This window comes from Flavobacterium sp. 103 (genome assembly GCF_003096795.1).
Classification (GTDB): Bacteria; Bacteroidota; Bacteroidia; order Flavobacteriales; family Flavobacteriaceae; genus Flavobacterium.
This window is the reverse complement of the sequence record NZ_QENX01000001.1, coordinates 372,455-397,150: the sequence shown is the minus strand read 5'-3', so window position 1 is coordinate 397,150 and position 24,696 is coordinate 372,455. Positions and strand designations below refer to the sequence as shown.

The window sequence follows — 24,696 nt, the reverse complement described above, 5'->3', positions numbered from 1 at the left end:
ATGAAAAAACACTATGATGTAGTCGTAATAGGAAGCGGTTTGGGTGGACTCGTTTCGGCTGTCATTTTGGCCAAAGAAGGTTATAGTGTTTGTGTGTTGGAGAAAAACAATCAATACGGAGGGAATTTGCAGACTTTTGTGCGTGATAAAACCATTTTTGATACAGGAATTCATTACATCGGAGGATTGAGCGAGGGACAGAATCTGCATCAGTATTTCAAGTATGTCGGAATTATGGATGGCTTGAATCTCAAAAAAATGGATGAGGATGGATATGACATGATTTCTTTCGATAACCATGAGCAAGAATTTCCGCATGCACAGGGTTATGATAATTTTAAAAAACAACTGACCCAATTTTTTCCCGAGGAAAGAGAAGCTATTGAAAAGTATTGCGAAGCAATAGTGAAGACTTGCGATGGATTTCCGCTTTATAATTTAAGATCGGAAGGAAAATATGACAGCGATGTTTTGGCGATAAATGCTAAAGAGTTTATTGATGGACTGACTGAAAATAAAATATTGAGAGCTGTTTTTGCGGGAAGCAATTTTTTGTATGCGGGAATGGGAGACAAATCTCCTTTTTATGTCCACGCATTAACAGTGAATACCTATATGCAAAGTGCTTGGCGTTGCATTAATGGTGGAAGCCAAATAACTAAACAGTTAATAAAAGAACTGAAAAAATACGGAGGCGTAGCTTTTAAATACAAAGAAGTTTTTGAGTTAAGTGTTGAAGATAACGCTGTCACAAAAGCCAAAATGAAGGATGGATTAAGTGTTTCAGCCCAATATTTTATTTCTAATATTGAGCCTAAAACCACTTTGAAAATGGCAGGAGAAGACCATTTTCGTAAGGCTTTTGTCAATAGAGTGACCAGTTTAGAAGGAGGAGTTTCTGCATTCAGTTTGTATATTGTTTTTAGACCTAAAAAGTTTAAATATTTGAACCGAAATTATTATCACTTCAAAAACAGTGACGATGTTTGGACCGCTCAGGATTATACTGAGGAAACTTGGCCAAAGGCGTTTTTGGCTTCTATGAATGCCACAAAAAAGGAAGATGGTTGGGCTGAAGGGATGACTTTTATTGCTTACATGAAATTCTCAGATGTAGAGGCTTGGAAAGATACTTTCAACACGATTGCTGAGGAAAATGAAAGGGGAGAAAGTTACGAAGCTTTCAAAGCGCGTAAAACAAAACGTTTTCTGGAAGAAATTGAGAAAAAGTTTCCCGGAATTAAGGAGTGCATAAAATCGGTACATACATCGACACCACTGTCTTATAGGGATTATATCGGCGGCCATAATGGAAATATGTATGGTTATGAGAAAGATTCCAATAACCCAATGAAAACATTTATTCCCTCAAAAACAAAGCTGGATAATCTTTATCTGACTGGACAAAGCATTAACATGCACGGGGTCTTAGGCGTAACGATAGGCGCTGTTGTTACTTGTTCAGAGATTTTGGGCAGAGAATATTTAGTCAATAAAATTAATCAAAATACGGATTGATGATAAATTGAGGTGTATGAAGAAACATATTCGACATATTGTTTTCATCGTTTTAGCTTTTGTGGTCGTATCTTGCGGTACTTCAAAATCTATGCACCATCAACCAGAAATAACAAGTTTTAACAACACCATTCCCGTTGTCACAAAACAATCCAATACCACTTTTTGCACTGGGAATAATTTTTTGCTAAAAAACAAACAAAATTTTTGGGAACTTTATGTTGAAGGCGATCCATTGGAACGAGGTTTGGCAATCGGAAGTTTGACAGATTCTTTGCTAAAAAAGCAAGAGTATGTTTTTTTTGATAGAGTAGATGTTTTGATTCCATCCAATTTTAAGAGGAATGTGATGATGCGCTTTTTAAATTGGTATAATCGAAAATTATACTTGAATGTTGATAATGAGTATCAAACCGAAATTTATGGGCTTTCACAATATGCCCCAAAGGATTTAAGTTATATAGCACCCAGTTTTTTAAGAGATATGTATTTGCATGGTGCTCATGATATAGGTCATGCCGTTCAGGATTTGGCTTTGGTAGGCTGTACCTCTTTTGCGGCTTGGGGAAACAAAACGGAAGATGGAAACTTAATACTTGGTCGAAATTTTGATTTTTATGCTGGCGACGCTTTCGCAAAAGACAAAATAATTGCCTTTATCAATCCAAAAGAAGGATATCCATTCATGATGGTAACCTGGCCGGGAATGATAGGCGTTTGTTCAGGAATGAATGCAGAAGGGTTGACACTGACAATCAATGCCAGTAAGTCTAAAATTCCGTTGATTGCCAAAACACCTATTTCTATATTGACACGGGAGATATTGCAATATGCAAGAACTATTGATGAAGCAATTGCAATAGCTAAAACGAAAAAAGTATTTGTATCCGAGTCGATTATGGTAGGAAGTGCCAATGATAATAAAGCTGTTTTGATAGAAATCGCACCCGATAATTTAGGGGTTTTTGAAGTTTCAAATGGTAATCAGTTGGTTAGTTCCAATCATTTTCAAAGTGATGCTTTAAAAGAAAACGATCGAAATAAAGAACAAATTAAAAACAGCCATTCGCAATATCGTTTCGAACGGATGACTCAATTATTGGATGAAAATCCAAAAATAACACCTCAAATAGCTGTTGATATACTCCGAAACAAAGAGGGATTAAATAATTTACCTTTGGGATATGGGAACGATAAGGCTTTAAACCACTTATTGGCTCATCACGGAATTGTGTTTCAACCCTCAAAACGATTAGTTTGGGTATCGGCAAGTCCCTATCAATTGGGTGAATTTGTTTGTTATGATTTGAATACTGTTTTCAAAAACAGAAAAGGAAGTGACACTATAGTTTCATTAGAAGATGAAACTAGAAATATTGCCAAGGATCCATTTCTGGAAACAGTTGCCTATCAAAACTATGAAAGGTTTCGGATTGAGGATAAAAAAACGGATCTCTTATTAAAAAATAAAGAGGATTTACCTACGGATTTTATTGAATATTATCAATCTTTAAACCCAGATTATTGGGTTGTTTATTATAAAGTAGGATTGTACTTTTATCAAAATAAAAAATACGTTTTGGCTCAAGAGCAATTTGAAAAAGCATTGACCAAAGAAATTAGTACCCTTCCTGAAAAAGAGGAGATTACCAACTATTTAAAGAAAATTAAAAGAAAACGATAATGATTCCAAAGATAGAAATTGCCACTACAGCCGAAATAAAATCGTTTCAGGAAGATAAATTGGTAGAACTTTTGCGCTATGTGAATGCCAATTCCCCTTTTTACCGTTCCCTTTTTACTAAAAAAAATATTGATATTGCCAATATAAAAACAATTGAGGATTTGACTCAGTTGCCGGTTACCACTAAAGAAGATTTGCAAAAACACAACGATGATTTTTTATGCGTTCCTGCGAATAAAATTATTGATTATGCTACCACTTCCGGGACTTTGGGAGATCCAGTAACTTTTGGGTTAACCGACAGTGATTTGGACAGACTGGCTTATAACGAAGCCATTTCGTTTGATTGTGCCGGTATAAAAGAAGGTGATATTGTGCAGTTGATGACTACAATTGATCGCCGTTTTATGGCAGGATTGGCTTATTTCTTGGGTCTCCGAAAGATGAAAGTTGGTGTTATTCGTGTTGGTGCCGGAATTCCGGAACTGCAATGGGATTCCATTTTAAAATACAAACCGACTTATTTAATTACGGTTCCTTCCTTTTTGTTAAAAATGATTGAATATGCCGAAAATCATAATATTGATTTCAATAATTCCAGTGTTAAAGGTGCTATTTGTATAGGTGAATCTCTTAGGAATCAGGATTTCACAATGAATGCATTGTCCAAAAAAATATCAGATAAATGGAAAATAAAGTTGTTTTCGACTTATGCTTCGACCGAAATGAGTACCGCCTTTACCGAATGTGAACACGGAGTAGGTGGGCATCATCATCCCGAATTAATTATTGTGGAAGTATTGGATGAAAATAATGATCCCGTAAAAAATGGCGAGTCAGGGGAATTAACCTTTACCACTTTGGGAATTGAAGCCATGCCTTTGATACGTTTCAAAACGGGTGATATAGTTCAGTTGCACACTGATCCTTGCCTGTGTGGACGAAACACGTTGCGGGTTGGCCCCGTTATCGGAAGAAAACAGCATATGATAAAATACAAGGGAACGACTTTGTACCCACCTGCAATGCACGATGTTTTGAATGATTTTGATACTATAGAAAGTTACATCATTGAGATTGGAACTAATGATTTGGGAACAGATGAGATTCTGATCAAGATTGCGGTAAAAGATCCAACACCAATTTTCCTGCAGGAATTAAAAGATCATTTTAGAGCCAAATTGCGCGTCACTCCAAAAATTGAATTCACTACGAATGAAGTTCTAAGACCTATTATTTTCAACCCCATGAGCAGAAAACCGATTCATTTTTTTGATAATAGGAAGAGTGTTGTTTAAGTTTTTTTATTAATGTGAAAAAAGCACAATATTTGCTCCTTAGCCCCGATAGCAGTGAAAATCCTTGTTTGCCGGGGTTCGGCAAACAAGATTGCAACGGATAGCGGGATCCATGCCTGCTAAAAAGGCCTAATTTTTCTGCTCCAAATTAATAACCGAATCCCCTTTATGCTAACGATATTGTTTTTGTATAAACTGATAGGTATTAACGCCCATTATGCGATCAACGATTTCTTCGGGATCAATACGGTTATGACTTTGGGTTAAATTGTTTGGGAAGTCTTTCCTGTAGTTATGGGCTTGTATTAAGAGGTAATCCGAAAGAGTAGGGTAGTTTTCTACTGTCCAATATCCGTTGAGAGGATTAATCATTCCATCAAAATCACTGCCGAGGCTTTGGATTCCCCAAGCAAAAAGACCTTTGGAGTCCAATAATTCGGCAATATGTTGTATTTGCCTCCAAATTAAAACGGATGAATGAAATAAAACTTTTCGTCTTTCCATCCCATGTGATTTTTTTAATTCCTTATCTCCCGGTGCTACGATGCGTCTTTCGTCGAGTTGTATGCCAAACAAACCATTGGTTTCTGCGATTTTGATTATTTCATCATCATAAAAATTAATGTCTTCCTGCAGAAATAAATGTTTGTCTTTTTCATTGCCAATTACAGCACCATGACTGACAATTATAGGGATGTTTTCATTTTTATATTTTGTTTCCAATAACTTAAAATATTCAAGGCGTGATTTCCTGCTCATGTGTTTGATGTCAATTAGGATTCTTTTGTTATTGGAGTTGTCGAGCAATTTTTCAAGGACAACAAGACCTAATGGGGTAAATCCTTCGTTCATACCATAGCTTTGGTCTGTAGCTTTTTTCACAATTCCTGTTAGACTTTTGGCATGGCCACATAATTCGTTGTAAAAGTGATGCGTCAGGGTGATAAATACAGGACGATGTTCCCAGTTTTTGACTTTATCTACATTGGCAAGAACCTGTTTTGGGTCGGCAGGATTCGTTTTTGGTTTTATTCCTGTTCCAAATGCATGAGCGCCTTCAATAGTGATGAATACGGCTATTGAGCTTACTTTTTTATTATTTATAGCATCTTGATTCAGAATTGCGTCTAGATGACTTGCACTTTTTGCAAGTGTATATTGATAGTTTGCCCGATCCGCAAGCGTAACTGTTTTGCCGTCTAACTGTTTTAGGTAATTGTATTCATTTTCAAGATCAATAAAATAATCGGTAATAGACTGAATATAATCAATTCTGCTTTTACCTACTGACGTTATAAAATTCAAGAGCATATCGTTGAAGTCTCCCGTTTTTAGCTTGTTGTCAAAGAAACTCCGCTCCATTGGATATAATGAGGCAAATACAATTCCAGTGTTACCAAAACCTATAGCCGAAAAATTGCTCTGCCGGTATTTTACAATTCCTCCTAAAAGATCAATAAGTTTTTCAAAAAGATTAGGAGGATCATAATACCAAATGGAACTGTTAGATAATGGATTTTGACTATTTTCTTTTGATGGAAAGCTATGTCCATAGGACTTCATGGTGGGATGACTGTGAATGTCTGCAAAGTATTTCATGGCTTTACTATTTAAGAATTTATCCTGTTGATAGTCTTTTGCTTTTATACCAATTTTTTTTGTAAATATTAATTAAATGTAGTTATTATTTTTATATGTCCGCAATGTTATTCTTTAATAATGAGGTAATTATGATTTACAGGTACGGTTGTTAGGAGTGAATAACATATAAAGGGACAACTTTTAATTCGCTACTAATGAAGCTCTGAGGCCTCTAATTTATAATCTAATGAGCCGAAACCTGTTCATTTTTTTTGATAACAGAAAAAACGGTTCTTTAATCTAAAACTTCAATTTTAAACCCTGCCTTTTGAACCGTATCAATAATTTCGTTTTTTGAAATACCGTTGGAGGTAACGGATAGAATTTTGTCATTATCTGTTGTGTCAACTGACCATTGACTAATGCCTTTTGCAGCATCTAGAAATGGAGTTACTGTGGCTACGCAACCACCACATTTTATATTTGTTTTGAAATGAAATGTGGTTTCTTTTTCGTTTAAATTAGTGTTCATTGTTCGTTTATTTTATTGTTGTTTTAAATTTTGCATTAGTCAGTTTGTAAATTTATTATTAGCCTTAAGAGCGCCTTAGATGCAATCAACTGTCCGAGATAATTTTTATCTGTGATCTGCGTAAATCTGCGTGCTAATTATTTTTAAAGCAGATTAATAATTGAATTTTAAAATTTATATGACTTACATGTTTAAGCGATGTCACTTCCATTTTAATCTAAGACTGTTGCTCACCACACTTACGCTGCTCAATGCCATCGCTGCTCCGGCAATCATTGGATTCAGCAGGAATCCATTGATGGGGTACAAAATACCCGCAGCTATCGGAATACCGATGACATTATAAAACAAAGCCCAAAACAGGTTTTGTTTGATGGTCGCAACGGTTTGTTTTGAAAGTTTTATGGCTTCTGGAATTTTGTTAAGATCGGACGAGATGATAGTCATTTTTGCCACATCCATAGCAATGTCACTTCCTTTTCCCATGGCAATGCTCACATCGGCTTGAGCCAGTGCAGTGCTATCATTGATTCCGTCTCCAACCATCGCTACAATTTTTCCTTCGCTTTGCAATTGTTTTATGAAAGCTGCTTTTTGTTCGGGCAAGACTTCGGCTTTGTAGTTGGTGATTCCTGTTTTTTGGGCAATTGAAGAAGCCGTAACTTCATTGTCGCCGGTAAGCATATAAATCGCAATCCCTGATTCTTGTAATTGCTGAATAGCCTCAATAGATGTTTCTTTAATTTTATCTGCAATGGCGATTGTTGCTATTGCTTGGCTGTCATCCGAAAACCAGATAACCGTTTTCGATTCGGTACTCCATTGATTGGCTTTTGTAATAAGTTCATCCGAAAGTTTAATGTTCTTTTCTAACAACAGTTTTTTGTTTCCAACCAAATACATTTTATCTGCTACGTTTGCTGTAACTCCTTTCCCTGTAATGCTTTCAAAATGTTCCAATGAAATACTGTTATTGTCATCAAAATGTTTGATTACGGCTTCCGCCAAAGGATGTTCAGATTGTTTTTCAATGCTAACCAAGATTTGTTTTAGAACGGCACTTTCGTCAGTCCAGTGGGAATCAGTCACAACAGGTTTTCCCTCGGTTATAGTACCCGTTTTGTCCAGAACAACGGCATTCACTTTTTGAGCCAATTCCAGACTTACCGCATCTTTAATCAATATTCCGTTTTCGGCACCTTTACCAATTCCGACCATAATCGCAGTGGGAGTAGCCAAACCTAAGGCACACGGGCAAGCAATCACCAAAACGGTGGCAAAGGCTATCAAACCTTGGGAAAATCCATTTGCACCGCCAAGAATAACCCACGAAACAAAAGCAATAATCGCAATCACAATTACTGTTGGAACAAAAATACCCGCTATTTTATCGACCAATTTTTGCACTGGCGCTTTGCTTCCCTGTGCTTCCTGAACCATTTTGATGATGCTGGCCAACATCGTTTCGGAGCCCACTTTTTCGGCTCGGAATTTAAAGCTTCCTTTTTGGTTAATGGTTCCGGCATAGACTTTTTCGTTTTCTTTTTTCAAGAGTGGAATTGGTTCACCGCTCAGCATACTTTCGTCCACGTAAGAGTTTCCCTTGGTCACGATACCGTCCACCGCAATTTGTTCCCCCGGTTTTACAAGAATAATATCTCCGTGCTTAACTGTATCGATCGGTATCGTGCATTGTTGTTCATCACCTGTAATAATGGTTACCGTTTTGGGCTGTAATCCCATCAGTTTTTTAATGGCAGTCGAAGTGTTTCCTTTGGCTTTTTCTTCCAATAATTTGCCCAATAATATAAACGTAATGATTACCGCTGCTGCTTCAAAATAAACATGGGCGTGCAATCCTCTTTCGTGCCAAAAATGAGGAAATAAAGTATTGAATACACTAAAAACATACGCTACTCCTGTTCCCAAAGCCACCAACGTATCCATATTAGCCGAACGGTGTTTGGCTTGTTTCCAAGCATTTATGTAAAAATTTTGACCAAACCAAACAACCACAGGAGTCGATAAAACCCACATGATTTGATTGGCGTAGGGAATATCCATGAAAAACATCCCAATGATCACCACAGGAGCTGTAAGCAATCCCGCCCAAAGCGTTTTCAATTTCAATTGGCTGAATTTTTTTTCGTGTATTTCTTCCAGCGATTCCTGTTCTTTATTGGCCTCTTCTATAAACAAATCATAACCGGCCAGCTGAACCGCTTTCTTGATTTCGGCTACAGAAATCATATTCGGTAAATATTCTATCGCCACAGTTGCAGTGGCAAAATTGACTGATGCCGAAACAATTCCAGGTTGTATTTGTATAGCGGTTTCTACCCCAATTGCACACGAGGCGCAACTCATCTCCAGAACGGGAACCGTTTTCTTTACCGTGGTCACGCCGTAACCCAAATCCCGAATCGCACTCACAGCTTCCGGTAATGCTTCGGGTTTCGAAGTCGTAATCACGGCTCTGTTATTGTTGAGTTCCACTTTATGGGAATCAATATTTTTTAATTTCCCCAAGCCGTTATCAACGATAAGCGCACAATGTTCGCTCTCGACATCTTCCAGTGGAATATAAAATGTATTATTTATAGGAGTTGCCATTTTTGTATTTCTTTTAATTTATAGTACAAAGTTCAGCAGATAATCTTCTAATAAGTTACAGATTCTTGTGAAAGAGTTGCAAGACTTTGGTGGGTTTCAATTTGGGCATGACCTCGTTGTACAGCATTTGTTTTCTTAACATCAATTTTGGCAACGAGGTCGGGCTCTCCACTATATTCCCGATTAACAAAAACTACGGCAAAAGCCTTGTTTTTCTAAATCGGGAGATGCCGTTGCGATCCCTCATGCAAATCCATTTGCATAACAATATTTTGATTTCATTCCCAATTCCTTTGTTTTTTTAATTAATTTAGATTGTCTTTTGAATGACATTATTCCATTCCTAAGGATTTTAAACTCTCAAACAATATGTTATGTCAAATATTGGATTAATAATAGAAGAAAGAGCTGCCGATATAGGTAACTTTCTAGTGGGCAGATTGTTACCCTTCCGTGAAAAGCGTGCCGTTGGGCCTTTTGTTTTTTTGGATCATATGGGGCCTGCAAAACTAAAAGAATACCAAAACTTAGATGTCGGACCCCATCCGCATATTGGTTTATCGACACTTACATATTTGTTTGAGGGAGCGATACTGCATAGGGACAGCCTTGGCACCGAAATGGAAATTACGCCAGGAGCCGTCAATTGGATGACCGCAGGAAAAGGAGTAGTCCATTCGGAGCGAACACCAGAGCGTTTGAGAACTACCGATAAAAGTTTGCATGGTTTACAAATTTGGGTGGCATTGCCCAAAGCAAAGGAAAATATAGAACCTTCTTTTTTTCATATTGAAGCCAAAGACATACCCGAATGGCAACAGGATAATGTCTCCATAAAACTCATTGCAGGTAAAGCTTTTGGAAAAGAATCACCTGTTCCCGTTTACAGCCCTTTGTACTTAATCGAAATTAAAAGTACCAGTCCAGCCATACTGAATATTGGCAAAGACCTGTTTGGGGAAAGTGCTTTGTATATTTTGGAGGGCGAAATCAAAAATGACGGCAACACTTACGGATCAAAGCAAATTTTGGTAGCCAAGGAAAGCAGTCTTTGCCAGTTTGAAATGAGTGAAAATTGTACGATTTATATTTTTGGAGGCGAACCTTTTCCGGAAGAACATTTTATTTATTGGAATTTTGTGCATTCTGATAAAGCGGTAATCGAAAAAGCCAAACAGGACTGGATTGATCAAAAGTTTCCGAAAGTACCCAATGAAACCGAGTTTGTACCCTTACCACAACCTAAATTTTGATAATTTAGGTATTCCATATCATGTAAGTTTGTTGTCGCGAATAACCTTAGTTTTTTGTATTTAAGTCAAAAAATAAAGTTCATCCTTCTTCAAGATTGTCGGGCTACTTGTGGCAATTCCTTTTTTCTACTAAGATACTATTGAGTATTCCTTTTGTTTTGAAATAAGAAGCAAGCTCACAAATGCCGCAACAACGGACAACCGATAACAAATTCTTTTAGATTCAAATATTAATCCTTACTTTTGAACCTCATTAAAAAAACAAACATTATGGCGTCTATAACATTAGGTGGAAACCCAATACACACTTCAGGTGAATTACCAAAAGTTGGTTCAAAACTGGCTGATTTTAAATTAGTTCAAAACGATTTATCTGTTGCTGATTTAAGCACTTTTGCAGGTAAAAAATTAGTTTTAAATATTTTTCCAAGTATCGATACAGGAACTTGTGCAACATCAGTTAGAAAATTCAACGAAAGTGCAAGTAACTTAGCAAACACCACTGTTTTGTGTATTTCCAGAGATTTACCTTTTGCCCAAAAACGTTTTTGTGGTGCTGAAGGACTTGAAAATGTGGTGAATCTTTCTGATTTTCAAGATGGAGCTTTTGGAAAAAATAATGGTTTAGAGATTGTTGATGGCCCATTGGCTGGTTTGCACTCAAGAGTGATTATCGTTGTTGATGAGAACGGTGTGGTAACTCACACGGAACAAGTGGGTGAAATTGCAAACGAACCGAATTACGAAGCCGCTTTAGCTGCACTTTAATAGTATATAATGGAATTTCAAAAAGACAATACATTACTTACGGGCCGATTGAAAAGCGTAAAATTCGCTTTTCTGGGTGCCGTAAAATTAATTACCACCGAGCACAGTATTATGGTTCAATTTTCAATTGGAATCTTAATGACCATTGCCGGTTTTTATTTTCATATCTCCACTACCGAATGGCTTTTTCAAACGATGGCCATTGGTTTAATTATGAGCATTGAAGGATTGAATACAGCTGTTGAAAAAATAGCTGATTTTATTCACCCTAATTATCATGAAAGAATTGGTTTTATAAAAGATATTGCTGCTGGAGCAGTATTTTTTGCTGCATTAACAGCAATCGCAATTGGTCTAATTATTTATATCCCAAAATTTTTATAGGTTCAATTAAATTCAAGAATGGCAAAATCTACAAAAAAAGAATCTTCAGATACAAAAAAAGAATCGGAATCTAAAGGCATAAGATCATGGGAATTCACCAAACAGCACAAAATTGTTTTGGGATCTCTTTTGGTATTATTTTCAATCGCTTTATTAGTCGCATTTGTTTCCTTTTTTATCTATGGAAAAATTGATCAAAGTGCTGTTTCCGAATTAACAGACCGCAAAGAAGTGGTTCAAAACTGGCTGGGTAAATTTGGTGCTTATCTTGCCGATTTATTTGTGTACAGAGGTTTTGGTATTGCTTCCTTTTTATTTGTGCGTTTATTTTTCCTGACCGGAATGTATTTGGTTTTGAGTCTTTCGATAAAGAAACTAAAAGGAGTTTGGTTTTGGGATTTATTTGCTGTTATCATTTTATCTGTTCTATTTGGCTTTTTTGCCACTTCAATGCCTGAATTGGGCGGAACGATTGGATATGAATTGAATTTATTCTCACAAGATTACATTGGAAAAACAGGAACCCTTTTGGTTCTGATTTTTGGTTTGATTATTTATTTGATTTTCAAATTGCAGGTATCACCTGAAAAAGTGCAATCCTTTTTTGAAAGCACCAAAAAAGAAATTAAAGAAGACTTGGCTAAAAGTCCAGTATTATCGCCTAATGACAGTGTCTATAATCTTGAGGAGTTTGCAGTTGAAGAAGCTGAAGAGGAATTGGATGATATCCATTTGAAAACATCAGGGTCCCAATTTGAAATCAACAAAGAAGCTTTGAAACCAACAATTTCAAATGCTTCCGAAATTAATTTGGAGCCTACTCTTAAACCGCTTCCAATGGAGATTTTGCCAACGGCTGCACCTGTTAAAGAAGAATCATTTGTTATTGAAAAAGCAGTAGAAGAAGATATTATTGAAGACAATCTGGCTTCACGCTTGGTTTCGGATTTCGGATTGTTCGATCCTACTTTGGATTTATCCAATTATAAATTTCCAACTATCGATTTATTAAAAGAGTATTCAACTGGTGGTATTACTATCAATCAGGAAGAACTGGAAGAAAACAAAAACAAAATTGTAGATACGCTTCGTAATTATAAAATAGAAATAGCGCAAATCAAAGCGACTGTTGGCCCATCGGTAACCTTATATGAAATTGTACCCGAAGCAGGAATTCGTATTTCGAAGATTAAGAGTTTGGAAGATGATATTGCTTTGTCACTTTCGGCATTAGGGATTCGTATTATTGCCCCAATTCCTGGAAAAGGGACAATTGGTATCGAGGTTCCGAACAAGAATCCAACGATGGTTTCGATGAAAAGCGTTATTGGTTCCGCTAAATTCCAAGAAGCGGAAATGGAATTGCCTATAGCTCTTGGAAAAACTATTTCGAACGAAACTTTTGTGGTCGATTTAGCCAAAATGCCCCACTTATTGATGGCGGGTGCTACAGGACAAGGAAAATCGGTGGGGTTGAATGCGGTTTTGACATCGCTTTTATACAAAAAACATCCAGCCGAGGTGAAATTTGTATTAGTTGACCCTAAAAAAGTAGAGCTTACTCTTTTTAATAAAATAGAAAGACATTATCTAGCCAAATTACCCGATACCGAAGATGCCATTATCACCGATAATGCCAAGGTTGTTGCTACATTGAATTCACTTTGTGTGGAAATGGACAACCGTTATTCGCTATTGAAAGATGCGATGGTGAGAAACATCAAGGAATACAACGAAAAATTCAAGGGAAGAAAATTAAATCCAGAGAATGGACACCGCTTTTTGCCCTATATCGTATTGGTAGTCGATGAGTTTGCCGATTTGATTATGACAGCCGGTAAAGAGGTTGAAGTACCTATTGCGCGTTTGGCACAGTTAGCCCGTGCTATTGGTATTCACTTGATTATTGCGACACAAAGACCATCGGTCAATGTAATTACAGGTTTGATAAAAGCCAACTTTCCTGCGAGAATTGCTTTTAGGGTAACCTCCAAAATAGACTCCAGAACGATCTTGGATACACAGGGTGCGGATCAATTGATAGGACGAGGAGATATGTTATATACGAACGGAAATGATGTGGTTCGTGTACAGTGCGCCTTTATTGATACTCCAGAAGTAGAAAAAATAACCGAATTTATTGGGTCACAAAAAGCGTATGCCACTGCTTATTTACTTCCTGAATTCGTAGGAGAAGATGGAGGAATTAGTTTGGAAATGGACATTTCTGAAAGAGATACTTTGTTTAGAGAAGCTGCCGAAGTAATCGTAAATGCACAACAAGGATCGGCTTCGTTATTGCAACGCAAACTGAAACTGGGTTACAATAGGGCAGGGCGATTGATTGATCAACTGGAAGCTGCCGGAATTGTTGGTCCTTTTGAAGGAAGTAAAGCCAGAAGCGTGAACATACAGGATATGACGGGGTTGGATCAGTTTTTTAATAATGAAAGTTAGAATTTTAGAATGCAGATTTCAGATTTCAGAATAAAGATAAAAGAATAAAGATAAAAGAATAAAGAGAAAAGAATTTAGGTTGCAGATTTTGGATAATTAGACTTTTAAATCTTTCAATCTTTCAATTTATAAATTTTTTCAATATTACAAAAGAGCGTTGATAACAGAAATTTAGCTTTTTTTTAGATGCTTTTCATTTTTTAGGTCTTTACATTTGCACCAAATATGATATTACACGGATGCGTGAGGGATAGAAGCTAGTTACCGAAGTAACGCGGATAGCCCGACACCGTTGAGGAAAGGGGCTTTGTAAGCGGTGCTATCAGTAAGCCCCTTTTCTCAATGGGGGCACGCCCAAGTGATTTCAATATTCAATTACATACAAAAAATCATTAATAAGCATACAACAAAACACAGAACAAATGAGATTACAAAACAAAATGGGAGTGAAAATGGTGATGGGACTTTTGGTTGCCTTTTTTATAGGATTTACGACTCAGGCACAAGATAAAAAAGCAAAAGATTTACTGGATAAAGTAACTGCCAAAGTAAAAAGCTACGAGAATATTACAATTGATTTTAAATATTCTTTGAACAATGCCAAAGAAAATATCAATCAGGACAGTAAAGGAACCGTGGTGATGAAAGGGAATCAGTATGTGTTGAATTTTATGGGAATCACCAAGATTTTTGACGGTAAAAAGAATTATACTATTGTTCCTGAAGATGAAGAAATCACTATATCGAAAGTGGATGAGAAAGACGATTCGGCTATCACACCATCAAAAATGCTGACTTTCTTTAATACGGGTTATAAATTCTCAATGGATATTGCCCAGAATGTAAACGGTAAAAAAATACAATACATAAAACTGACTCCTACCAATGCCAAAGATCAAAGAAAAGAGATTTTGGTGGGTATTAATTCTAAAACCAACAATATTTACAATGTAATAGAAATTGCCAAAAAGGGAACGAAAACAACATTGACGGTTAATTCTTTTAAAACAAATCAGACATTGCCGAAAAATCAGTTTACCTTTGTTGCAAGCAAATATCCCAATTATTACATCAATAAATTAGACTAATTATTTAGGTGAAGATTCTAGACAGATACTTATTAAAAACATTTCTGGGTACATTTGCTACGGTATTTGTTATCCTTTTTTTTGTGTTCATACTGCAAACCGTCTGGTTGTTTATTGCCGAATTGGCCGGTAAAGATTTGGATTTCGTAATGGTTATTAAATTTTTGGCGTTCTCCATGCCTCGAATCGTGCCTTTGGTTTTACCGTTATCTATTTTATTGGCTTCGATAATGTCTTTTGGAAACCTATCTGAACATTATGAATTTGCGGCTATGAAATCTTCAGGGATTTCGTTGCAAAGAGCGATGCGAAGCTTGACTATTGCTATAGCGATATTGAGTATAGTCGCTTTTTTATTTGCCAATAATGTTATTCCGTATGCCGAATTTAGATTTGTCAATTTTAGAAAAAATATTGCCCAAGCCAAACCGGCTCTTGCCATTACCGAAGGACAATTTAGCGACGTTGGCACGTATAATATTAAAGTGAATAAAAAATCGGGAGAAAATGGAAATCACCTTACCGGAATTACCATTCATCAAAAATCCGTAAATGGCGACGGCAGCAAAACGGTGATTCGCGCCACGGACGGAGAATTAATCAGCAGTGATAAAACAAGTATTTTACAGTTGGTTTTGAATGACGGTAATTATTATCAGGATATTGTGCCTAAAAAATACGAGGATCGAGATAAATTGCCTTTTGCCAAAAGTTCCTTTAAGAAATACCGCATCAATATTGATCTGTCCCAATTGAATAAAGTGGATACAAAAGATGAGAGCGTATCCAATACCAGTACTATGTTGACGGTGGGTGATTTGAAGTACACTTTGGATTCCTTGACTAAGAACAGGAACACCGAAATTGTTTCATTTTCTGAAAACAGCGGAGCAAGAATAGGTACCCTAACCAATAATAATGCTCCTCAAGTTGCAAAGAAAAAGGCTCTGGTTAAAAATTTGTTGTCAATCTACGATAACAAACAAAAAGTTGAAATTTTAAAAGCTGCCAGCAGTAATGCGCAAAGCACATTGTATACTATTGACGCTACGAGAAGCGAACTGGACAATAAAAAGAAAAACATAAACAGTCATATTTTGGCCCTTTATGATAAATTTGTTATTGTTTATGCTTGTTTCCTGATGTTCTTTATTGGAGCTCCGTTGGGAGCCATTATACGAAAAGGAGGTCTTGGTTTGCCTATCGTATTCGCCGTTTTAATTTTTATATCCTTCCATTTTATCAATACTTTTGGGAAGAGGATTTCTCAGGAAGACGGTTTGCCGCCTTTCTTTGGGGCTTGGATGTCGTCTATGATCCTGACGCCGTTGGCCGTTTTATTGACCTATCGTGCCACCAATGATATTGGTTTAATCAATATGGATGTACTATTGGCACCTGTACAAAAAGTATTTCAAAAGTTGTTTCAAAAAATAATTCCATCTCAAAATAAAGAATAAGATGTCTACCACAAAAATACAACTCAACACAATAGAAGAAGCTATTGAAGATATTCGTCAAGGCAAAGTAATTATTGTGGTTGATGATGAAGACCGTGAAAATGAAGGTGATTTTCTGGCCGCTGCCGAAAAAGTAACGCCCGAAATGATTAACTTTATGGCTACGCATGGCCGCGGTTTGATTTGCGCACCATTAACGGAAAGCCGTTGTAAAGAACTTGGATTGCATGTGATGGTAACAAACAACACCGATCCTATGGAAACTGCTTTTACGGTTTCGGTGGATTTAAGGGGTAATGGAGTGACTACAGGAATATCCGCTTCTGATAGAGCCAAAACAATACTTTCGTTAGTTGATTCAAATACAAAACCACATGATTTGGCGCGTCCTGGACATATATTTCCGTTGATAGCCAAACAGGGAGGCGTTTTGAGAAGAACGGGACATACCGAAGCTGCCATTGATTTTGCACGTTTGGCAGGGTTTAAATCGGCCGGAGTGATTGTCGAGATCATGAATGAAGACGGTTCTATGGCGCGATTACCACAATTGGTAAAAGTGGCCAAGAAATTCGACTTAAAATTAGTCTCAATTGAAGCATTGGTTGCCTATAGAATGCAACACGACAGTTTGATTGTCAAGAAAGAAGATTTTGATATCGAAACCCGTTTTGGTACTTTTAGACTTAGAGCGTATCAGCAAACAACCAACAAGCAAATACATATTGCCTTGACCAAGGGAACTTGGAATATTGGTGAACCAATTCTAACCCGTATCAACTCCACTTCGGTGAACAATGATATTTTAGGTACATTGACCAATGATGCCCATAAAAAGTTGGATGATATGTTTCAAATAATCAATGCAGAAGGCAAGGGGGCAGTATTGTTTATTAATCAAGAATTGCAATCAATAGATTTATTGAATCGCATTGTTGAATTGAAAGAATTACAGACGAAAGGGGAATTCAAAGCGCCACAAATCAAGATGGACAATAAAGATTTTGGTATTGGTGCCCAAATATTGCACGATATAGACATTTCCAAAATTCGATTATTGTCTAATACCGAGCAAACCAAACGCGTTGGTATGATAGGATATGGCCTGGAAATTAAAGAATATGTGAAGTATTAGATTTTTAGTGAATTGTGAATTGCGAATCGCTAAAAGTGAATAGTAGAATCCTTCGGAAATAATTTCGAAGGATTTTTTTTGATCCTTTTTATTCTGAATGAGCAATTGTATAAGGGGTCGAAGTCAATTATTAATCACTATTTATAAATCATACCGTTATTGTAAAAACTTTTTTAAAAAATATTTCTATTCTAAAACAAAGCAAATGAAACAATTAAAAAGTTACTTGTAAAATAGATGTAAATTTTATAAAAATACATTTGCATAACCAAAAAAGGTTCTTATATTTGCACTCGCAATCAGGTAATGAAAGCGACATACTGGAGAAATGGCAGAGCGGTCGAATGCGGCAGTCTTGAAAACTGTTGACTGTAACAGGTCCGGGGGTTCGAATCCCTCTTTCTCCGCCAGTATTTAAACCCTCAACAAACGTTGAGGGTTTTTTGTTTTTATGCCTAATTTAACATGCGATATTACGGATCAGGGGTTAATCATGAATCAGTTTTTGATTATATTTGGTGATAGATGTCAAATTAAACATTAATGGATTTTTAGAGTTTACACAAAATAAAGTCCAGTCTTCTTTTTTATATTCAAAAGAATATAATTGAGTGGTTTTTATTACTTTTATATGCAAATACATATAGATGAATACAATAGCAGATTTTGTAAAGAAGAGACGAAAACAAGCAGGGCTTACGCAAGAAGAATTTGCCATGAAAGCTGGTGTAGCATTGACCGTTGTCCGAAAGATTGAACAAGGTAAGGACAATTTAAGTTTATCTGGAGTAAATCAGGTACTGAAAATGTTTGGGCACGTTTTAGGTCCCGTAAATGAGAGAGAATTATTTAAAAATGAGGAGTAAGGAGTTTGAACATTGCTGTCAAATAAATAGTGTTTTTTTTTCATAAATTTACGCAATATCAAAAGGTTACCGATTAACTTTACAGTATACCAATTTAGCTTACGGTGAGGGTTAAGAGTAAAATCTTAATTTTAACTTAGAAACGAGAGAAAAAAATGTAATCCAGTTTTTAAAACAAAAGCAGTGAATTCTATCGCATTCGTTGATACCGAGATTGATCCTAAGAGCCAAAGGATTCTTGACATAGGGAGCGTCAAAAGCGATGGTAATTCATTTCATTCCAATTCCATTGCTGACTTTATAACCTTTCTCAGTGGAGCACAGTTTATATGTGGGCACAACATAATAAATCACGATTTACATTATATTTACAATGCGATCACAGATGCTAAAGTTGATTCTGCAAACATAATTGATACTTTATTACTGTCTCCTCTGTTGTTCCCGACAAAGCCTTATCATGCTTTAGTAAAAGACGATAAGTTACAAACAGAAGACACTAACAACCCACTTAATGACTCTATAAAAGCTAAAGATCTTTTTTTTGATGAAGTTTCAGCTTTTAATCGAAGTGACGAAAAACTTAAGCAGATTTTTTATCTATTGTTAAATGAAAAAATAGAGTTCCACTCCTTTTTTCGCTTCATTGGATACAAAAGCAGTAATACAGAAACAGAAAAACTAATTCATGAAAATTTTGATTCTGTTATTTGCAAGCATGCAGACTTATCAAAAATAATTTCAGACCATCCAATTGAATTAGCTTACTGTTTATCACTGATTAATTGCAACAATCGATACTCAATTACACCTCCTTGGGTTTTAAAAAACTATCCTAAAGTTGAGCGAATAATGTTTCTTCTTAGAAGCAATCCCTGTCTGACTGGTTGCGAGTACTGCAATCAGGCTTTGGACATCCACAAGGGACTGAAAAATTATTTTGGATTTGATGCTTACAGAACTTATTCAGGGGAACCTCTCCAGGAGAACGCAGTTCAGGCCGCAGTTGACAACAAATCATTATTAGCCGTATTTCCGACAGGTGGAGGAAAGTCAATTACTTTTCAAGTTCCTGCTTTGATGGCAGGTGAAAACATAAAAGGCTTAACAGTTGTGATTTCACCATTGCAATCGCTTATGAAAGACCAAGTGGATAATCTTGAAAGGATTGGAATTACAGATGCAGTTACCATAAACGGTTTGCTTGACCCGATTGAAAGAGCGAAATCTATTGAGAGAATTCAAAACGGCAAAGCATCCATACTCTATATCTCTCCTGAATCACTTCGTTCAAAGACAACTGAAAGATTGCTCTTAGGCAGAAAAATTGTCCGCTTTGTAATTGACGAGGCTCACTGCTTTTCTTCATGGGGACAAGATTTCAGAGTCGATTATTTATACATTGGTGATTTCATTAAATCGCTACAGGAAAGCAAAAATCTTGAAGAACAAATTCCTGTTTCTTGTTTTACTGCTACAGCAAAGCAAAAAGTCATTGAAGACATTTGTGAATACTTCAAAGAAAAATTGGGAATCAAATTTGAAATATTTCCTTCCAAAGCGTCAAGGACAAATCTGCAATATAGGGTTTTTGAAAAAAGAGATGATGAAGAAAAATACAACACCGTTCGCGATTTAATAGAGGAGAAAGATTGTCCGACTATAATTTATGTTTCAAGAACCAAACGGGCAAGAGACCTTACAACAAGATTAAATGAAGACGGATTTAATGCAAGAGCATTTTACGGTAAAATGGAAAGTCAGGAGAAAACAGAAAACCAAAATGCTTTCATTACTGGTGAAGTTCAAATTATGGTGGCTACTTCAGCTTTTGGGATGGGCGTTGACAAGAAAGATGTAGGCATGGTAATTCATTTTGAAATTTCCGATTCACTTGAAAACTATGTTCAGGAGGCAGGAAGGGCAGGCCGAGATGAAAATATAACTGCTGATTGTTATGTTTTATTTAATGAGGAAGATCTGGGTAAACATTTCATACTGCTGAACCAAACCAAACTAAATTTACATGAGATAAAACAAATTTGGAATGCCATAAAGTTCATTACCAAATTTAAGTCAAGTGTTCAAAAATCTGCTTTGGAAATCGCAAGAGTAGCTGGTTGGGATGACAATCTGAGTGAAATTGAAACGAGAGTTACAACAGCAATTGCAGCATTGGAGGAAGCTGGCTATGTGAAACGAAAACAAAACATGCCAAAAGTGTTTGCAAATAGTATTTTACCAAAAACAGCGCAAGAAGCGATTGATAAAATTATGCATTCGCAAAAATTTACTGAGGACCAAAAAATAACTGCAACTAGGATTATTAAAAGCTTATTTTCAAGCAAAAGTAGAAAGCAAACAAAATCTGATGAGGCAGAATCAAGAGTTGATTATATCTCTGATACTTTAGGTCTTGACATTAAAAATGTAATTTCCATTGTTAATTTGTTAAGAGATGAAAAGATATTAGGTGACACAAAGGATTTAACCGCATTCATAAAAAAAGGAGAAAACAAAAATCGTTCTCTTTCAGTTACCCAAAGCTATGGACTAATAGAAAATTTCCTTTGTCCACTTTTCGAAGAACAGCAAAAATCATTTCACATTAAAGAACTTAACGAGCAAATCGAAGAAAGTGGCTGCAAAGATGTTTCTCCAAACAAGATAAAAACCGTAATCAACTTTTGGGCAATAAAGAATTGGATCAAACGACATAATCAGGATTACTCAAAAAATCATATTATAGCGATTAGCTGTCAACCCAAAGAAGAATTAAAAGAGAGATTAGAAAAGCGACACATTTTAGCCGAGTTTATTGTTGGTTATTTATATGATAAAAGCAATTCCATAATTGGAAAAGAGGAAACCAGGAGAGAAGAAGTTTTGGTTGAATTTTCAGTTCTTGAATTACAAGAAGCATTTGGAAATCAGGTTCAGATGTTTGAAGTGAAAGCAACAATTGAAGACATTGAAGATACTTTGTTTTATCTGTCACGTATTGAAGCAATAAAAATTGAAGGTGGATTTCTTGTAGTTTACAATAAACTCACTATTTACAGGCTTGAACAGAACAACAGAGTTCAATACAAAGAACAGGATTACCAGAAACTAAGCCAATATTATGACCACAAAGTTCAGCAAATTCACATTGTAGGTGAATATGCTAAGAAAATGGTTGACGACTACTCTGGTGCTTTAAAATTTGTTGATGATTATTTCCAGTTAAATTTTCCCTCATTTATAAACAAATATTTCAAAGGCAGCAGAGAGCTTGAAATAAAAAGAAATATAACCCCAAAAAAATACAAACAGCTTTTTGACTCTTTGTCTGATGTTCAGCGAAGAATTATAGACGACAAAGATTCAAGATATATAGTTGTTGCTGCAGGACCAGGAAGTGGTAAGACAAGAGTTTTAGTTCACAAGTTAGCTTCATTGCTTTTGATGGAAGATGTTAAGCATGAGCAGTTACTTATGGTAACTTTTTCAAGAGCAGCAGCAACCGAATTTAAAAAGCGTTTGATTGAATTAATTGGAAATGCCGCTCACTTCATTGACATAAAAACATTTCACTCTTATTGTTTTGACTTGTTGGGAAAAGTAGGAACAATTGACAGAGCGGGTGCGATTATCAAAAATACTGTTGAGAAAATAAAAACCAACGAAGTTGAAACCAGTAGAATAACAAAAACTGTTTTGGTAATTGACGAAGCACAGGACATGGACGAGGAAGAATTTGAATTGATAAAAGTGCTGATGGACAAGAACGAGGAAATGAGAATAATTGCAGTTGGGGATGATGACCAAAATATTTATGAATGGCGGGGAGCAGATTCAAAATATTTATCAAGTTTTATTACAGAAAAGCAGGCAACAAAATACGAACTCATAACGAATTATAGGAGCAAAAGCAATTTAGTCTCATTTACTAATCAATTTTTAAAGACTATTGATAAGCGCCTTAAAGAAATTCCGATTGCCGCTAGTCAGCCCGGCAACGGAAAAATTAGAATAATTCATTATAATAACGGAAATCTTATCACTCCGTTAATTAACGATATACTTTCAACTGGACTTTCAGGAACAACTTGCATCCTGACTCACAAAAACGAAGAAGCATCACTGGTTGCAGGACTTCTGACAAAAAACGGACACCAGGCAAAGTTAATTCAAAGCAACGATAGTTTTAGCTTGTATAATCTTGAAGAGGTTCGTTTTTTTTTGAATGAGCTGAAATTAAACGATGGTATTTTTATTATCAGTGATGATGTCTGGGTAAACGCAAAAAGAAAATTGATTGACAGATACAAGTTAAGTTCAAAGTTTGAAATCTGCAATAACCTTATCAAAGATTTTGAAGGGACAAACACAAAAAGGAAATACAAATCTGACTTTGAAATTTTCATCAGAGAATCAAAGCTGGAAGATTTCATAAGCACAAATGGTGAAACAATTTTTGTTTCAACGATTCATAAAGCAAAAGGTAAAGAGTTCGACAATGTGTTTTTGCTTCTTGATAACTTTGATGCAAGAGAAGATAAAATGAAGAGACAAGTCTATGTTGCCATGACAAGAGCAAAACAAAATTTGACTGTTCATTTGAACGGGAATTATCTTGACCAAATAAAAACTGAAGAATTAGAGAAAATTGAAAACAACGAAACATTTCAAAAACCAAGCGAATTGGTGATGCACCTTTCACATAAGGATTTGAATTTAGGATACTTTGAGTATGTTCAGAAGCGATTAAACACATTGACAAGCGGAGATTCAATTATTATTTCTGATGAAGGCTGCAAAAATGATAGAGGGGAATTGATTTTAAAGTATTCCAAAAGATTTCTTGAAACAATATCAGAGAAGAAGAAAAGCGGTTATGAATTGAAAGAAGCCAAAGTGAATTTCATTGTTCATTGGACAGATGAAGACAAAAAGATTGAAGTAAAGATTGTTCTACCTGAATTACATTTTGAAAAAAATCAATAATTACCGATTAACTTTATAGTATACTAAAGCCTAATCAGAGCTATAGATAGTGTATGAAAACAACGTCCAAGAGATTATGTCCATTCTGAAATAATGATACACAAAAACCATCGTTATGGAAGAGAACATAAATTATGTGAAACGGATCCAAAAAGCTATTTGATGGTTAGTGGGGTTGCAAATGTCGTGGTGTTGGATTTCAGAATTGTATAGTGGTTGGAAGGTAGATTGTAGAAGGCGGAAGGCAGGTTGCAGATTGGAGAAGCAAGAGGAAAGAAGGGAGAGGAAAGAAGGGAGAGGAAAGAAGGGAGAGGAAGGCAGATTGCAGGAGCCAGAAGACAAGAGGAAAGAAGGGAGATTGCAGGAGGCAGGTTGGAGAAGAAAGAAGAAAGATGAAAGAACAAAGAAATGTTTTTTATTTTGAATTGCTTTGCCTATTCGCTATCACTCGGGTTTGAATGAAGGGTTACGTAAATATTATAGGAATTATGAAGAAGGTAATACTGTCTTTTGTAATGCAAATATTGAATCTTTAGGGTAATCTATTTATGAGAATCGCGTTGCAAACGCTTTATTCAGTTCATATAAGTAAGTAGATACTCGATACAAACGAGCACCAGAGGGGGTAGTTGGTCTTTGTAAACTTCTTTCAGGACGAGACATTCATTTGTAATATTATAAGTCCTTCTCATCGTTTAACTCTTCTTCATTGGGTTTTTTAAAGTAGTTTAATTCATTTTCAACTTCCTTTTCATCTTTGTTATTTTGCTTTATTAATACGATAATTAATAGTAGAGCACCAAGAAAGACTATCGATAATATATACCAATTGATTTCCATTAGATTTGTATATTACAATTTGCAATCTGATATTTACATAATCAGAATATGATGTATTCCCCTATCTGGTCATTACATTTTAATAATAAAATTTGATTAGCATTCGCTTTAAATTCATCGATGTCATAATGCTCTTTATTAGGATTGTGGTTTGGGCAGTTTATCTGACTTAAGCAGTTTCTTTTCATTCTTGAATAGTATAGTTTCTTTTTAAATCATAAAAATTTATA

General features: G+C 35.8%; 16 protein-coding genes and 1 tRNA gene. 13 read left to right on the top strand and 4 right to left on the bottom strand.

Features of this window, described 5'->3' with window-relative positions:
* Genes C8C85_RS01455 through C8C85_RS01445 form a run of 3 tightly spaced genes read left to right on the top strand, consistent with a single transcriptional unit; the run spans position 1 to position 4,500 of the window.
* The gene (locus C8C85_RS01455; protein WP_116798332.1) at positions 1–1,518 is read left to right on the top strand and encodes a phytoene desaturase family protein; all 1,518 of its coding nucleotides are present in this window, start codon (positions 1–3) and stop codon (positions 1,516–1,518) included.
* Positions 1,519–1,534: 16 nt separating this feature from the next.
* Complete coding sequence (locus C8C85_RS01450; protein WP_116795482.1) at positions 1,535–3,202, top strand: C45 family autoproteolytic acyltransferase/hydolase; 1,668 nt, start codon at positions 1,535–1,537, stop codon at positions 3,200–3,202.
* Positions 3,202–4,500 carry an AMP-binding protein gene (locus C8C85_RS01445; protein ID WP_116795481.1) on the top strand — a complete coding sequence of 433 codons (1,299 nt, stop codon included), beginning with the start codon at positions 3,202–3,204 and terminating at the stop codon, positions 4,498–4,500. The genes C8C85_RS01450 and C8C85_RS01445 overlap by 1 nt, the downstream gene beginning before the upstream one ends.
* Before the next feature lie 171 nt (positions 4,501–4,671).
* Here C8C85_RS01445 and C8C85_RS01440 read toward each other — a convergent pair whose 3' ends face one another.
* The 3 genes from C8C85_RS01440 to C8C85_RS01430 all read right to left on the bottom strand — a co-directional run bounded on the left by C8C85_RS01440 (position 4,672) and on the right by C8C85_RS01430 (position 9,226).
* Positions 4,672–6,099 carry a membrane dipeptidase gene (locus C8C85_RS01440; RefSeq protein WP_116795480.1) on the bottom strand — a complete coding sequence of 476 codons (1,428 nt, stop codon included), beginning with the start codon at positions 6,097–6,099 and terminating at the stop codon, positions 4,672–4,674.
* 277 nt (positions 6,100–6,376) lie between these two features.
* Positions 6,377–6,613 (bottom strand): heavy-metal-associated domain-containing protein, encoded by a 237-nt coding sequence (locus tag C8C85_RS01435; RefSeq protein ID WP_116795479.1) that lies wholly within the window; start codon positions 6,611–6,613, stop codon positions 6,377–6,379.
* A gap of 201 nt (positions 6,614–6,814) precedes the next feature.
* Positions 6,815–9,226, bottom strand: coding sequence for a heavy metal translocating P-type ATPase (locus tag C8C85_RS01430; protein ID WP_116795478.1), 2,412 nt, complete (start codon positions 9,224–9,226; stop codon positions 6,815–6,817).
* Positions 9,227–9,600: 374 nt separating this feature from the next.
* Here C8C85_RS01430 and C8C85_RS01425 point away from each other — a divergent pair, with 374 nt between their 5' ends.
* The 10 genes from C8C85_RS01425 to C8C85_RS01380 all read left to right on the top strand — a co-directional run bounded on the left by C8C85_RS01425 (position 9,601) and on the right by C8C85_RS01380 (position 23,626).
* The gene (locus tag C8C85_RS01425) at positions 9,601–10,479 is read left to right on the top strand and encodes a pirin family protein (protein ID WP_116795477.1); all 879 of its coding nucleotides are present in this window, start codon (positions 9,601–9,603) and stop codon (positions 10,477–10,479) included.
* A 270-nt stretch (positions 10,480–10,749) separates the two neighbouring features.
* Complete coding sequence (gene tpx, locus C8C85_RS01420; RefSeq protein WP_116795476.1) at positions 10,750–11,247, top strand: thiol peroxidase; 498 nt, start codon at positions 10,750–10,752, stop codon at positions 11,245–11,247.
* Positions 11,248–11,256: 9 nt separating this feature from the next.
* Complete coding sequence (locus C8C85_RS01415) at positions 11,257–11,631, top strand: diacylglycerol kinase family protein (RefSeq protein ID WP_116795475.1); 375 nt, start codon at positions 11,257–11,259, stop codon at positions 11,629–11,631.
* 18 nt (positions 11,632–11,649) lie between these two features.
* Complete coding sequence (locus tag C8C85_RS01410; RefSeq protein WP_116795474.1) at positions 11,650–14,088, top strand: DNA translocase FtsK; 2,439 nt, start codon at positions 11,650–11,652, stop codon at positions 14,086–14,088.
* 440 nt (positions 14,089–14,528) lie between these two features.
* Entirely contained in the window at positions 14,529–15,176 is a 648-nt protein-coding gene (locus tag C8C85_RS01405) for a LolA family protein (RefSeq protein WP_410501042.1), read from the top strand.
* 8 nt (positions 15,177–15,184) lie between these two features.
* Positions 15,185–16,636: an LptF/LptG family permease gene (locus C8C85_RS01400; protein ID WP_116795473.1), complete on the top strand. Its 1,452-nt coding sequence runs from the start codon at positions 15,185–15,187 to the stop codon at positions 16,634–16,636.
* Between the two features lies 1 nt (position 16,637).
* The gene (gene ribB / locus C8C85_RS01395; RefSeq protein ID WP_116795472.1) at positions 16,638–17,771 is read left to right on the top strand and encodes a 3,4-dihydroxy-2-butanone-4-phosphate synthase; all 1,134 of its coding nucleotides are present in this window, start codon (positions 16,638–16,640) and stop codon (positions 17,769–17,771) included.
* A 322-nt stretch (positions 17,772–18,093) separates the two neighbouring features.
* Positions 18,094–18,181 (top strand) — tRNA-Ser (locus tag C8C85_RS01390).
* A gap of 237 nt (positions 18,182–18,418) precedes the next feature.
* Positions 18,419–18,637, top strand: a complete 219-nt coding sequence (locus C8C85_RS01385; protein WP_116795471.1) for a helix-turn-helix domain-containing protein — start codon at positions 18,419–18,421, stop codon at positions 18,635–18,637.
* A gap of 183 nt (positions 18,638–18,820) precedes the next feature.
* Positions 18,821–23,626, top strand: coding sequence for a RecQ family ATP-dependent DNA helicase (locus tag C8C85_RS01380; protein ID WP_116795470.1), 4,806 nt, complete (start codon positions 18,821–18,823; stop codon positions 23,624–23,626).
* Between the two features lie 675 nt (positions 23,627–24,301).
* Here C8C85_RS01380 and C8C85_RS18390 read toward each other — a convergent pair.
* Entirely contained in the window at positions 24,302–24,466 is a 165-nt protein-coding gene (locus C8C85_RS18390; RefSeq protein WP_165818080.1) for a hypothetical protein, read from the bottom strand.
* Positions 24,467–24,696 lie beyond the last annotated feature (230 nt).

Excerpts from the sequence above, each read along its gene's own strand:
- C8C85_RS01385 (WP_116795471.1), top strand. The coding sequence starts at position 18,419 with ATGAATACAATAGCAGATTTTGTAAAGAAGAGACGAAAACAAGCAGGG.
- C8C85_RS01450 (WP_116795482.1), top strand. The coding sequence starts at position 1,535 with ATGAAGAAACATATTCGACATATTGTTTTCATCGTTTTAGCTTTTGTG.
- C8C85_RS01405 (WP_410501042.1), top strand. The coding sequence starts at position 14,529 with ATGGGAGTGAAAATGGTGATGGGACTTTTGGTTGCCTTTTTTATAGGA.
- C8C85_RS01415 (WP_116795475.1), top strand. The coding sequence starts at position 11,257 with ATGGAATTTCAAAAAGACAATACATTACTTACGGGCCGATTGAAAAGC.
- C8C85_RS01430 (WP_116795478.1), bottom strand. The coding sequence starts at position 9,226 with ATGGCAACTCCTATAAATAATACATTTTATATTCCACTGGAAGATGTC.
- C8C85_RS01440 (WP_116795480.1), bottom strand. The coding sequence starts at position 6,099 with ATGAAATACTTTGCAGACATTCACAGTCATCCCACCATGAAGTCCTAT.
- C8C85_RS01435 (WP_116795479.1), bottom strand. The coding sequence starts at position 6,613 with ATGAACACTAATTTAAACGAAAAAGAAACCACATTTCATTTCAAAACA.
- C8C85_RS01425 (WP_116795477.1), top strand. The coding sequence starts at position 9,601 with ATGTCAAATATTGGATTAATAATAGAAGAAAGAGCTGCCGATATAGGT.
- C8C85_RS01455 (WP_116798332.1), top strand. The coding sequence starts at position 1 with ATGAAAAAACACTATGATGTAGTCGTAATAGGAAGCGGTTTGGGTGGA.
- C8C85_RS01410 (WP_116795474.1), top strand. The coding sequence starts at position 11,650 with ATGGCAAAATCTACAAAAAAAGAATCTTCAGATACAAAAAAAGAATCG.
- C8C85_RS01445 (WP_116795481.1), top strand. The coding sequence starts at position 3,202 with ATGATTCCAAAGATAGAAATTGCCACTACAGCCGAAATAAAATCGTTT.
- ribB (WP_116795472.1), top strand. The coding sequence starts at position 16,638 with ATGTCTACCACAAAAATACAACTCAACACAATAGAAGAAGCTATTGAA.
- tpx (WP_116795476.1), top strand. The coding sequence starts at position 10,750 with ATGGCGTCTATAACATTAGGTGGAAACCCAATACACACTTCAGGTGAA.
- C8C85_RS18390 (WP_165818080.1), bottom strand. The coding sequence starts at position 24,466 with ATGGAAATCAATTGGTATATATTATCGATAGTCTTTCTTGGTGCTCTA.